Genomic DNA, 12,628 nt, shown 5'->3' with positions numbered 1-12,628 from the left:
ATAAAGGGATTGCTAGAATCTATATTTACTGCTGTATTAAATTTTTCTCTACACAAAAATGATACAGTTCTTCAACATCTTTCACTATGTAGGTCGCACTAACTTCAGTCAGTTCTTTTTCACAGCCATAGCCATATAAAACACCAATTGAAGCAATTCCATTCTGATTTGCACCTATTATATCGTGCTTTCTATCACCAATCATTATCATTTCTTCTTTATTTAGTTCTTCATTTGTTTGTAAAATATGAGCAATTATTTCTTCTTTTTTTATTCTCGTACCATCTAAATTACTTCCAATGATGTCTTCGAAATAATTCGTTAATTGAAAATGCTCTATAACTTGTTTCGCAAATACAGTGGGCTTTGAAGTTGCTACGAATATGCGATTCCCTGAACTTTTTAATTGTTGCAAGAGCTTCAGAATCCCCTCGTATACATTATTTTCAAACAATCCACGCTGCTTTAAATACTCACGGAAGTAAAAAACTGCACGTTCAACCTCTCCTTCACTCATATTATATCTCTCTACGAATGATTGCTGAATAGGAGGACCTATAAATGAATCTAACTCACTTATATGTACTTCTTCAATTCCTACTTTTTTTAACGCATACAAAACCGAATTTACAATTCCTTCTTTCGGATCCGTTAAAGTTCCATCTAAATCAAATAGAAATGTTTTATACATGTTTCATTCCTCCACTTAATTTGCTGTATAAATAAGTGCTAACATCTCTTCCACTTCTCCCTATTATACTATCATTATCTATTTTTTCGAAAAATCAATTTCCATATGTCACATACTTTCAGTTACAAAATACGATAGATATGATACAGTAAAAAAGTTACAATTATTTTAATAGAAACTGGTGAAACAAATGTCAATTACGTTAATTTTTATAATGGCTTTCACAATTGTGATCCACGCAGTTGAAACAAGCTCTTATAGTATTCGATTAGCTGGAGTACGTTTAAAGAAGATTGCGGTTGCCCTGTCTGTTGTAGGAATGGTGTTACTTATTTCAAGAACATCAAACTTACTACAAGCCTTTTTAATCGGTGGTATTGTCGATGAAGCAAAACTAGATTCTTCTATTAATTTAGAGCATATTATACGACTCGTACTATTATCGGCTTCTATCGGTACATTAATCGCGATCATTCTTTATCCAACTTTGACAAAATTATTTGGATATGTCATTCAAAACTTTGAAACAGACGGTTCTTTCATTCGAATGATGAAAACGAATAACATTCAAAAATTAAAGTACACAAAAAAATATGTCCGTTTTCCAAAGTTAGAAATGATTCATAGACTGCGTATCGGTGGTATTCCAAAGCGTATTATGCTTATTAACATGTTTGCTACTGCTATTTATACAGCAGGGGTACTTTCAGCCCTTTACGCTTCTTTTTTAAATCCAGATTATGCAACAAATGCAAGTACAGCTTCTGGCCTTGTAAATGGTTTCGCCACTATTTTATTAACTGTATTACTCGATCCACGCATTGCTCTTTTAACAGAACGTGCTCTACAATCAGAAAGCGGTGCTGAATCTATGAGTAAAATGTATGGTTGGCTAATGATTTCTAGACTTCTCGGCACATTATTAGCACAACTGCTATTTGTACCAGGTGCTTACTGGATTTTATGGATTATTGAACTGATGCATTAATTTACTAGAAAGGTGAATTTATCAATGAAGATCAAAACAGAGAAAGATATAATTCGCTTAATAGAAAACGACGAATGGATGATGAATGTATTACAAATGGCAAAATCACTAGAGCTACCTGATTGGTGGATTTGTGCCGGATTTGTTCGTTCTAAAATTTGGGATACTTTACATGACTATGAAGCTAAAACGGCTATGCCTGATGTTGATGTGATTTATTATGATAGTCTACATCAAGATGAGATATACGAACAATCATTAGAAACGAAATTAATGAATATGGATGCTACTATCCCTTGGTCTGTAAAAAATCAAGCTCGTATGCATGTAGTGAATAATATGCCACCATATTCTTCTTCTGTTAATGCTATTTCTAAATTCCCTGAAACAGCAACGGCTTTAGGAGTTACACTTGATGAACTAAACAACGTTATCTTAACAGCCCCATGTGGTATTGGAGATGTCCTTTCTTTACAAGTGAGACCAACAGCTCATTTTCTTGAATCAAAAGAACGATTACATATGTACAAAAACAGAGTTATAAAAAAGAATTGGCAAAGTAAGTGGCCTAACATCACAATCACATATCCAGAAATTTAGAAAGGGTGCCTCTCATTTATAGAAGCACCCTTTTCTTCATTTCAAAAAATGTATGACTGTTTCTGCAAATCTATCTGCTTCCTCATAATGAGGTGAATGACCGCTCTCTTCAAATACGATATACTTGCCGTTTCGGGCATCTTTATTAAATGTTTTAATTTGTTCTTCACACGTTACTACATCATGTTTTCCTACTATTAATAACATTAGATTTTGTACATCTTTTATTTTTGATAATAATGATGTATGACATGCTCCCTCTAATTTTAATCTATCAAAGTGAATTTTGGAGCGATTTGAAAATATTTCCCACTCTTCATCACTGTATAAACTCTCATCTGTCCTATCTTCCTTATTATTGTAAATCTCCATTCTTTTTTCTTCTAATTCAGCGCTTAATCTTATATAAGCTTCTAACAACTCTTCTGAACTAGCATCGCTAGATGAATAAGCAAAGCACTCTTTTGCTACTTCTTCTTTTCCATACTTTTTTAATAAATGCCCTGTCTTTTGCAACAAAGCTCTACTTGTTAATGCAAAATCAAAAGTTGGTCCTTCAAATATTATTTTCTCTATTGAACTTGGATATATCGACGCATAAAGCAATGCTACATATCCACCAAAAGAATGTCCAATTATAGACCACTTCTCAATTTGTAATACTTTTTTTAATTCCTCACAGTCTTCAATCAAATCATTTAATCCAAAAGCTTCGTCTTCAGTAATTTCTTCTGAGCGACAAACACCTCTTTGATCTATCATAATTACATATAGAGAACCTTTTAAACGTTCCGCTTGATGAAATGAAAAATCATAACAACTCTCTCCTGGTCCACCATGCAAGTATAAGACTGGCTTATTTTTAGGATTTCCATGTGTTTCAACGTATAGCTTTTTCCCTCTAATATTCATATACTCTCCTGTTTCTATCAAATTCGCCATAAACATCCCCATCTTCTTTTTTTACTGAATATTATAACATTTAATATTAAATAATCCCTATTACATTTAAGAAGACGATAATTATTGCAAGTGGTACTACAAATCGAAGTAAAAATGCCCAACAAGTAAATACTTTCTTTCCATAATTTCCACCTACAAAAAACTCCGCTTCTAGTACCTTCTTCTCCATTTTGAATGAAACGAAAATACTAATAAATAGTGCACCAAGCGGCATTAATATATTACTAGATAAAAAGTCTACTGCATCAAAAATATTCTTTCCGAAAATCGTAATATCACTCCATACTCCAAATGATAACGCTGATGGTATACCTACTAAGAAAATGCCGAAACCGATCAGCCATGATAATTTCGTTCTCTTTTCTTGTTCACCATTTGCTAATGCTGAAACAACAGTTTCTAGTAGAGAAAATGCTGATGTTAATGTCGCAAATGTAAATAGTGCAAGAAATACTGTTAAGAAAAACCCACCAAATGGAATTTGACTAAATACAGATGGTAATACGATAAATAGTAATCCAGGTCCTTCTGTTGGCTCCATTCCTAATGAAAATACGGCTGGAAAAATAGCAAGACCTGCAAATAATGAAACAAATAAATTTAATCCAACAATTGTTATTGCTGATTTTGGTAAACTTTCTTTTTTATTTAAATAGGAACTATACGTAACCATAATTGAAATCCCGATACTAATTGCAAAGAATGATTGCCCCATTGCGAACAAAATACTTTCCGAAGTAATCTTTGAGAAATCTGGTTGTAAGAAAAACTTCACACCTTTCATTGCATCATCAAGTGTTAACGAACGAATAATAAGAGCGACAAATAAAACGAACAATGCTGGCAACATATATTTACTTGCTTTTTCAATTCCGTTTTGTACACCCTTTGATACAACCCATATCGTAATGAACATAAAAGCGAAATGTCCCATAATAGCCCAAGCAGGATTCCCAATTGTTTCAGTAAATAATGTACCGTAATTTTGTCCTGGAGTAATCAGTTGTCCAGTTATTCCTCTGAATAAATAAATTAATACCCATCCACCTACAACACTATAAAACGAAAGTAGTATAAAACAAGTTCCAACACCAAGGCGTCCGATCCAATGCCATCCTGTATTTGGTGCGATGCTTTTAAATGCTCCAACTGCTTGTTTCTGCGTACTGCGTCCAATCATAAATTCAGCTATAAGTAGCGGTAGTCCAATTAAAACAGTAAATAATATAAAGATTAAAAAGAACGCTCCTCCCCCACTCTTCCCAGCGATATAAGGGAACTTCCATATCGCACCAAGTCCAATTGCTGATCCGGCTGCCGCCATTATAAAACCTAATTTCGAAGTCCATTGCTCCGTCTGTTTCATCTCATTTTCCTCCTAATTAAATCTTTTTATATAAATAAATAAATTTTATAAACCTATTCAAATAAACCCTCCATTTCTTCTTCCATATAATAAAAAAATGGCCTAGCATCTCTATATAAAGAGACGCTAAGCCATTTACTTAACGCGGTACCACCCTTATTGATTCCATTATGAATCCACCTTAGTAGTAATCGTTTGATTACAAACCTAATATCGAAGGTTAACCGTTAAGATTTACTAAGAATGTGATTCCGTTCCACCTTACTGCTCCTAGGCGAGTTCAGGATGTCATTTGACTATGTCGCACCAACCCATAGCTCTCTGTACAAATACATGACCTTACTACTCCTATTCAACACATTGTAATATTTAGAATATATTTTCTTTTGAAATTAATATGAAGTATATCGGTTATATTTGTAACTGTCAAGGGGTATATTGATTTTTTTGTCGAAATGGTTCATATTTCAACTGACTTTTACTAAGCTTATTAGAAAAAGAAAGAATCTATATTTTCACCTTTTCAAACGAACTATAAAAAAAGAATCTTCGCGATAATCGCGAAGATTCTTTTTACGGTATGAGACGAGTACAATCTCTCGGAAAAGCACTCGCCTCTCGTACATTTGTTAATTCTAATAGTTTATATACAATCCTTTCTAACCCAATTCCGAAACCTCCATGTGGTGGACAACCATATCGGAATGTATTTAAATAAGATTGAAATTTCTCTGGATGTAATCCTTTTTCTTTAAACGAAGCGAGTAACAATTCATAATTATGAATTCGCTGTGCCCCTGACGTTATTTCTAGCCCTTTATATAATAAGTCGAATGAATCAGTAATAGCTGGATTCTCTTTATTTTGCATCGTATACATCGGTCTCGCTTCTTTCGGATAATGTGTAATGAAAACAAATTCACTATTATATGTTTCCTTTACATATTTCCCTAGTAACTTTTCACCTTCTGTATCTAAATCCCCTACAGGAGATTCTTTACGATACTTACTTTTCAAAATTTCTTGTGCTTCTAACAATGTAATTTTAGGTATTTCAGTAATAACAGGTACTTCTATTTGTAATAGTTGTAGTTCTATTTCACATTTTTTCGCTACTTGTTGAAACATATATCGTAAAACATCCGTTTCTAGTTGCATCACTTCATAAAAATCATGAATAAAACCAAGTTCTACGTCTAACGATATATATTCATTCAAATGACGGGAAGAATTATGATGTTCCGCTCTATATACAGGTGCAATTTCAAAAACTCGTTCTAACCCACCTGCCACCATCATTTGCTTATAAAACTGTGGTGATTGTGCTAAATAAGCTTCTTTTTGGAAGTATGGAAGCTTAAAAACATTTGCTCCTCCTTCTGCCCCTTGCGAAACAATTTTCGGCGTAAAGATCCGTGTGAAATCGTTCTCTATAAGAAATTCACTAAAGCTCTGAACGAGTGTAGATTTCACTTTAAAAATCGCTGCGGTTCGCTCATGCCTTAATGATATTACTCGCTCATTAAGTAGTTGATCTAAGCCAACTTGTAACTTCTTTTTATTTATTTCAAATGGAAGTGGCTCTGCACCGTTTATTACTTTCACTTCATGAGCAAGTACTTCAACACCCAATTCTGTTTTCGACGTCTCGACTGTTTCACCGATTACATGGACGACACTTTCTACATCAACTTTATATCCGGCCAATTCATTTTCTAATACACATTGAATTACTCCTGTTCTGTCCCGTAATAATAAAAAACTAACATTTCCAAGATGTCGAATCTTTTTTACCCATCCTTGAAGTAATACAACCTTTCCGCTTTTCTTTGTACATTCTTTTGTGAGTGAACGCTTCATTATTGAATCCATTATTTTTCCCTCCAGTAATTTTATATTTATTTACGTTATTGTTGTCATCGTCATCATCCACGGTCACTCACCCCCTTTCAAAGAATACAAAAATCCGCCCCTATAAATAGGGACGGATTTTTTCCGCGGTACCACCCAAATTGTCATATTGACCATCTTAGCCCTGATAACGGTAGGTACCGTTTGCTTTTACTAATAATCACGTTCAAAGCAACACTCACAGGTGTCTTTCCATCATGCGGTATCGCAACCTTCCCAGCAACCGGCTGCTCTCTGTAGACCTTTGCACCATGTACTTTTCCTGATCATCACTTTTATATTTACAGAGTATTCTAACTCCTCACCTTATAAAACGCAAGCTTTTTTTGAAACATTCTGGTTTTATAACTCCTAACTTCTTCTAAAGTGTGAAAAGTTAATTTTGTAATACATATTCTTATTTATTACATCCGAAATTACACCTTTAATATTTTCCAATTTTTACATAAAAACTAATTCATTTACGCATATTAATAAAAATTTTAAAGCGAGGTGTGTATATGCAAAAAGCAATTAGTTTCTTTCTCCTTTTGTTTTGCTTAATTGTAGTAAACGAAACGTATGCCTATTCACCAAAATCTTTACCAATCTCTCAAAACTCTGATCGATGGCAAGTGAATATTGATAAACCGAAAAAAACAAACAAGAATATGCTTCAAGCTAAAAAAGATGAATTTCAAACATATCATTTTTCAGTAAAGAATGTCGGGAATAGTGAAGTATATAATGTAAACGTCGAAGTATTCCGCAACGAACCAAATAAGAAAACGAAATATGAACTCTTTTCCCTAAAGGAAAGTCGTTTGGCAAGTGGAAAAACTGGATTTGAACACGCTAATTTACCCGTTGCTACAAAAGCAGATGAAGTTGATGTTATTATTACATGGCAAGAACACCCATTCCGATCGATGCGAAATGGTCAAAAAGTTGAATCTAGAAAATTTAAAGAGCATTTTGTTTTTAAAGAAGCCAAAAAGTAAATGGGATACGGATATATTCACACTATCATTGATATAGCTTTATTTACTAGTACCAGTTCGTAAGCAAATTAAAAAGTCGTGGCTTATAATGCCACGACTTTTTATATTAATTCGTACTAATGCCTCTCGCTGCCCAAATGCGATCGATATCAGCAGCATGTTGTCCGCCATATAAAAGAGCATCCGCTTGCTTAATCGCTTTCGCTCCATCACTGAATTTAGAGTTTGGTGTTAATGACCAGTGTGATTGTAAAATGATTTTTGTTGCTACATCACGGCCAAAAGCTTGTGCCATTTCGTATTGGCCTTGAGCCCAAATTTCACCATCATCATGCACTTCATTCGTTATATCTTTCGGATATACTTTATTCGTATCTAATCGGCGTAAGCATGTTGGATCTGAACTAGAATAAGCTGTCGCATCCCATTCTCCAACACATGCTTTACCATATCCAGTAGTCGATACTGCATCTTCATATGTAGCACCTAAGAAGTCGCCAAATCCTTCTCCCATCGCTCCACCTTCTGCTGAACTACCAAAGCCAGGAACTTGGTTATCTTGAATCGAATGCCCATATTCATGTGCGATAATACCAGCATCTTCTGCATCATCAACACCGCCAGTACCGAAAGTCAAAGCTTTTGTTGATGGAGAATAGAATGAGTTATCATCAGTTGTACCATTAACATTCACTTTTATCGAACGGTTATTAATATTTTTAAAACCTAGACTTTGAATGTAACGTTGCAATGTGTCGATATGATAGTACGACATAACATCTTCAAAGCTATCATTTGCGCGTGTATAGTTAAATTGTAAATTCGTAGATTTTGTTTTCGCTTTTGAAGAAATCGTTACATATTCTCCAATTAAAAATCCTGTTCCATCTAAACCTTTTAACGTAACAGTTTTCAGTTGGTTCGTTAGAGCTGTTGAATCTGCATCGTTATTATCTTTTAAGCCTACTTTACTACCGCTAGATACGACTGGGTTAGGTAAAAATACTTTTCCTGACCCTTCAGCTTTTCGGTTTATATCAACCTTTTTAATTAACTTTCCATTTTCTGCATCAATAAATGTTTCCCATGCACCAAATGGATTATTAGAATGGACTACAACTTTATATACTGGACGAGCAATTCCTTCTTCAACAATATATCCGAACTCTTTATCTGTAGGAGCCCATAAATTTTGCTCACTTGCTTCTCCAACATACGCCATTGATTTTTGTATTGCATCTTTTTCACTAATTTTTGTCGTTACTTCCTTCACACCTGTAACAGGCTGATAATCAGAAACAGCGAGTACTCCCTTTCCCTCTCCGTTAAGCGTAACTGTTATTTGTTTTGAAAATACAGGTGCACCATTAACAACTTGTTGGAACCTAACATATGAAGCTACTGACGTTTCTGTTGTAGAAATATATTGCAAGTCTGAAAGATCTGTTTTCAATCCATACTGCGCAGCATTTTCTTTTAAATATTCAGTTGCTTTTTTCTGTGGCGAATAAGCTTCTAACTTTACTTGCTGTTGTTTTTCCAATGCCGAAACCGTAGAAATTGTCCCCATTACTAACGGCACAGTCATTGCCATTGCCACCATTTTTTTATTAAACATAGAACCACTCCCCCTAATAAAGTAGCTCAACCTTATCCCATTACCACTAGGCAATGATTCCCCGCAAAACGGATGGATAAAAATTGAATCTACGAGTAATTCTCTATGAACACTTCTATTACCTTTCCATTTAGGGTAAGTGAAATTTTCTCAATATTCATGTATAAATTGAACACAATACTGTAGAAATAAATTTCTACAGTATTGTGTTCGGTACGCTATGAAAAAAGACAATTGCTAGTGGTCCTATCGAATGTATAGTCAAATAAATTCTAATCATACAAAAAGGAAGTTGGAATCATTCCAACTTCCTTCTCCTTTAATGAGCCGCGCTTAATTTAATTCGAACTTTCGTTTCACCTAAAGAAAGTTCATCGTCTTCGTTCGTTAAGTGACCAAATGTAAATTGTTTAACGAGTAAGTTTTCTTCCAATAAATCTTTATGGTTCGTTAACGTTCGCTGTAGCTCTACTTCTGTATCAAGAATAACATCGACTCGTAAATTAACTGGTAAATTCAACTGTTTACGATATTCTTGAACCGCACGAATGAATTCACGCGCTACGCCTTCTTGCAACAATTCTTCCGTTACATTCGTATCTAACATAACTGTATATTGTCCGTTAGTCGTATTAGAGAATCCTGATTTTGCAACTTTCTCAACTAACACATCTTCAACAGTTACAACTACTTCTTCTCCTGGTGTTGCTTCGTAAACTGCTCTTCCTGTTGATACAAAGTTTTGTACTTCTTCTTGTGATAATTGTTTTAGCCAACCATTCACTGCATTCACATTTTTACCGAATTTCGGCCCCGCTGTTTTAAAATTAAGCTTCAATTGATATGATGTGTATTTTGTTTCATCGAGTTCAACATGGAATGCTTTTACATTTAACTCATCCATAACGATATCACGATAAGATTCCCAATCCATATCATTCTCGTTATGCTCAAGTAATACAAGTTCTGCTAGCGGCTGTTTTACTTTTAAAGAATGCTGATTACGGTTACTTCTTCCAAGTTCAACAACTTGTAAAACAGCATCCATTTCCGCTTCTAATTTCGGTTGAAGTAGTGACTCATTTACAACTGGATAATCAGCTAAATGAACGCTGCTTCCTTCTAAATTTAGATGAATGTCTTCCGCGACAAACGGTGTAAATGGTGCAATTAATTTACTAATTGTTACAAGCACTTCATGAAGTGTCTCATACGCAGCTGCTTTCTCAGCGTTCATACCAGATTCCCAGAAACGATTACGTGAGCGTCTTACATACCAGTTACTCACTTCATCTACAAGTGCTGCAATTTCACGAGCTGCATTCGTAAATTGATAATCATCAAGTGCAGTTCTTACTTTTTTCGTTGTACTATGCAATCTTGATAATACCCATTCGTCTAATTTTGTAAGCTTTACATCATACGTTTCTTTCGGATTATATTCATCTAAATTTGCATATAAAACGTAGAAGCTATACACATTGACTAATGTATCTACAAATTTAGATTTCGCTTCCAGTACTGTTCTTTCAGAAAAACGCTTCGCATTCCACGGGGCACTATCAACAAGTAAAGCCCATCTTAGCGCATCTGCACCAAATTTATCTACTAAATCAACTGGATCTAGTGCATTTCCTTTGCTTTTAGACATTTTCTGCCCTTCTTCATCTAAAACATGCCCTAGTGATAACACTCGTTTATACGGTACTTTTCCTGTATATAGTGCTGATACTGCTAATAAACTATAAAACCAGCCGCGTGTTTGATCAATTCCTTCTGCAATAACATCCGCTGGAAACTGTTCTTCAAATAACTCTTTATTTTCAAATGGGTAATGATATTGTGCAAATGGCATAGAACCACTATCAAACCAAACATCAATCACTTCTGGTGTACGATTCATTGTGCCTCCGCATTTCCCGCAGCACACTTGCACTTCATCTACATACGGCTTATGCAATTCCAAATCTTCTGGTGTTTCTTTCGTACTATACTTTCTTAATTCGGCAATGCTCTTCGGTGCGAACTGATGATTGCAACTTTCACATTCCCACACGTTTAATGGCGTTCCCCAATATCTATTTCGGCTAATATTCCAGTCCACCATATTTTCTAAAAACTTACCAAAACGCCCATGTTTCATATGATCCGGATACCATGTAACAGAATCATTATTTTGTAAAAATGTATCTTTAATTGCAGTTGTTCGGATTAACCAACTTTCTCCTGCATAATAAAGTAGTGGTGAATCACAACGCCAGCAATGCGGATAGCTATGTTCATATTTTTCTTTATGATACAGTAAACCTTCCTTCGCTAAATAACGAACGATATCCACGTCACAATCTTTTACAAATTTCCCTTTCAAAAACGGTACTGCTTCTGTATACTCACCTTTTTCATCTACAACGTGCAAGAATGACAATCCTTCACTTTGAACAACTCTATAATCGTCCTCTCCATATGCTGGAGCAATATGAACAAGTCCTGTACCACTATCTCCCGTTACAAAATCTGCTGCAATAACGCGGTAACCATTTGTAACTTCTTTCATCGGAAATGGCGCTGTATAAGATGTGTTTAATAATTCTTCGCCTTTATGAACAGATAATACTTCATAGTTCTCTTTTAATACTTCTTGTACACGTTCTTTCGCAACAATGTATACATGACTTTCTTGTTTTGCTTTAACGTATTCCATATTTGGATGGACAGCAAGCGCAACGTTTGCTGGAAGTGTCCAAGGTGTTGTGGTCCAACCTAAGAAATACTCATTTTCACTATCTTTCACTTTAAACTTCACAGTTGCACTTAAATCTTTTACTGTTTTATACCCTTGTGCAACCTCATGTGAGCTCAATGAGGTTTGGCAGCTTGGGCAGTATGGTGAAACTCTATGTCCTTTATATAACAATCCTTTTTCATGGATTGTCCCCAAAATATGCCATACACTTTCAATATATGGATTCTTTAAAGTTACATATGGATCATCCATATCTACCCAATAACCAATACTTTCAGTGAATTCACGCCACTGCTTCTCATATGTGAAAACACTCTCTTTACACTTTTGAATAAATGGTTCAATACCATATTCTTCGATCTCATGTTTACCAGAAATACCAAGTTGCTTCTCAACGCCTAATTCTACAGGTAAACCATGTGTATCCCATCCCGCTTTTCTTAACACTTTATAACCAGCCATCGTTTTATATCTTGCTACTAAATCTTTAATTGTTCGTCCAAGTGCATGACCTACATGCGGTAGTCCGTTCGCCGTTGGTGGTCCTTCATAAAATACGAAAGACTGTGCGCCTTCTCGATTCTGAATTGATTGTTCGAAAATATTTTGTTCGTTCCACTGTTTGCGAATTCGCATTTCTCTTCCTACAGCTGATTCTTTTACATCTACTTTTTCCATATACAATCACTCCTTTGAATATTTTAAAGCACACAAAAAACCCGTCCCTATAAAGTAGGGACGGGTTTACCCGCGATACCACCCTAATTC

9 protein-coding genes and 3 other annotated features (1 of these 12 running past the window's edge) are annotated in these 12,628 nt (G+C 35.0%); of the genes, 3 read left to right on the top strand and 6 right to left on the bottom strand.

The genetic code is table 11. The annotated features are described in order from the left end of the window. Positions 1–25 precede the first annotated feature (25 nt). Positions 26–691, bottom strand: coding sequence for an HAD family hydrolase (locus ACTFP3_RS07320; protein WP_326036076.1), 666 nt, complete (start codon positions 689–691; stop codon positions 26–28). 190 nt (positions 692–881) lie between these two features. Here ACTFP3_RS07320 and ACTFP3_RS07315 point away from each other — a divergent pair, with 190 nt between their 5' ends. Both ACTFP3_RS07315 and ACTFP3_RS07310 read left to right on the top strand, forming a co-directional pair. Further along, a complete protein-coding gene (locus ACTFP3_RS07315; RefSeq protein ID WP_000028915.1) occupies positions 882–1,679 on the top strand; it encodes a lipid II flippase Amj family protein in 798 nt (265 codons plus the stop codon). A 24-nt stretch (positions 1,680–1,703) separates the two neighbouring features. Next, on the top strand, positions 1,704–2,279 hold the full coding sequence (locus ACTFP3_RS07310) for a nucleotidyltransferase family protein (protein WP_326036075.1): 576 nt from the start codon (positions 1,704–1,706) through the stop codon (positions 2,277–2,279). Positions 2,280–2,315: 36 nt separating this feature from the next. On the opposite strand, the gene ACTFP3_RS07305 is transcribed toward ACTFP3_RS07310, so the two are convergent. From ACTFP3_RS07305 to aspS, 3 genes are all read right to left on the bottom strand, one after another. Further along, the gene (locus ACTFP3_RS07305) at positions 2,316–3,221 is read right to left on the bottom strand and encodes an alpha/beta fold hydrolase (RefSeq protein ID WP_001284946.1); all 906 of its coding nucleotides are present in this window, start codon (positions 3,219–3,221) and stop codon (positions 2,316–2,318) included. Between the two features lie 46 nt (positions 3,222–3,267). Further along, complete coding sequence (locus ACTFP3_RS07300) at positions 3,268–4,608, bottom strand: sodium-dependent transporter (RefSeq protein WP_440009846.1); 1,341 nt, start codon at positions 4,606–4,608, stop codon at positions 3,268–3,270. A gap of 116 nt (positions 4,609–4,724) precedes the next feature. Further along, positions 4,725–4,973 (bottom strand) — a binding site (T-box leader). A 208-nt stretch (positions 4,974–5,181) separates the two neighbouring features. Then, on the bottom strand, positions 5,182–6,480 hold the full coding sequence (gene aspS, locus ACTFP3_RS07295; RefSeq protein ID WP_000377334.1) for an aspartate--tRNA(Asn) ligase: 1,299 nt from the start codon (positions 6,478–6,480) through the stop codon (positions 5,182–5,184). Between the two features lie 105 nt (positions 6,481–6,585). After that, positions 6,586–6,798 (bottom strand) — a binding site (T-box leader). Between the two features lie 221 nt (positions 6,799–7,019). Between aspS and ACTFP3_RS07290 the strand changes: the two genes are divergently transcribed. Beyond that, on the top strand, positions 7,020–7,499 hold the full coding sequence (locus ACTFP3_RS07290; protein ID WP_001167921.1) for a hypothetical protein: 480 nt from the start codon (positions 7,020–7,022) through the stop codon (positions 7,497–7,499). Positions 7,500–7,605: 106 nt separating this feature from the next. Here the strand turns inward: ACTFP3_RS07290 and ACTFP3_RS07285 are convergent, their stop codons facing one another. Further along, positions 7,606–9,117, bottom strand: coding sequence for a M36 family metallopeptidase (locus tag ACTFP3_RS07285; protein WP_000482274.1), 1,512 nt, complete (start codon positions 9,115–9,117; stop codon positions 7,606–7,608). 319 nt (positions 9,118–9,436) lie between these two features. Further along, positions 9,437–12,538 carry an isoleucine--tRNA ligase gene (gene ileS, locus ACTFP3_RS07280; RefSeq protein ID WP_326036073.1) on the bottom strand — a complete coding sequence of 1,034 codons (3,102 nt, stop codon included), beginning with the start codon at positions 12,536–12,538 and terminating at the stop codon, positions 9,437–9,439. A 53-nt stretch (positions 12,539–12,591) separates the two neighbouring features. Beyond that, positions 12,592–12,628 (bottom strand) — a binding site (T-box leader) (it continues 204 nt past the right edge of the window).

The organism is Bacillus cereus group sp. MYBK5-2 (assembly GCF_051915685.1).
Lineage (GTDB): Bacteria > Bacillota > Bacilli > Bacillales > Bacillaceae_G > Bacillus_A > Bacillus_A cereus.
The sequence above is the reverse complement of the archived record's forward strand: the minus strand, read 5'-3'. Positions and strand labels throughout refer to the sequence as shown.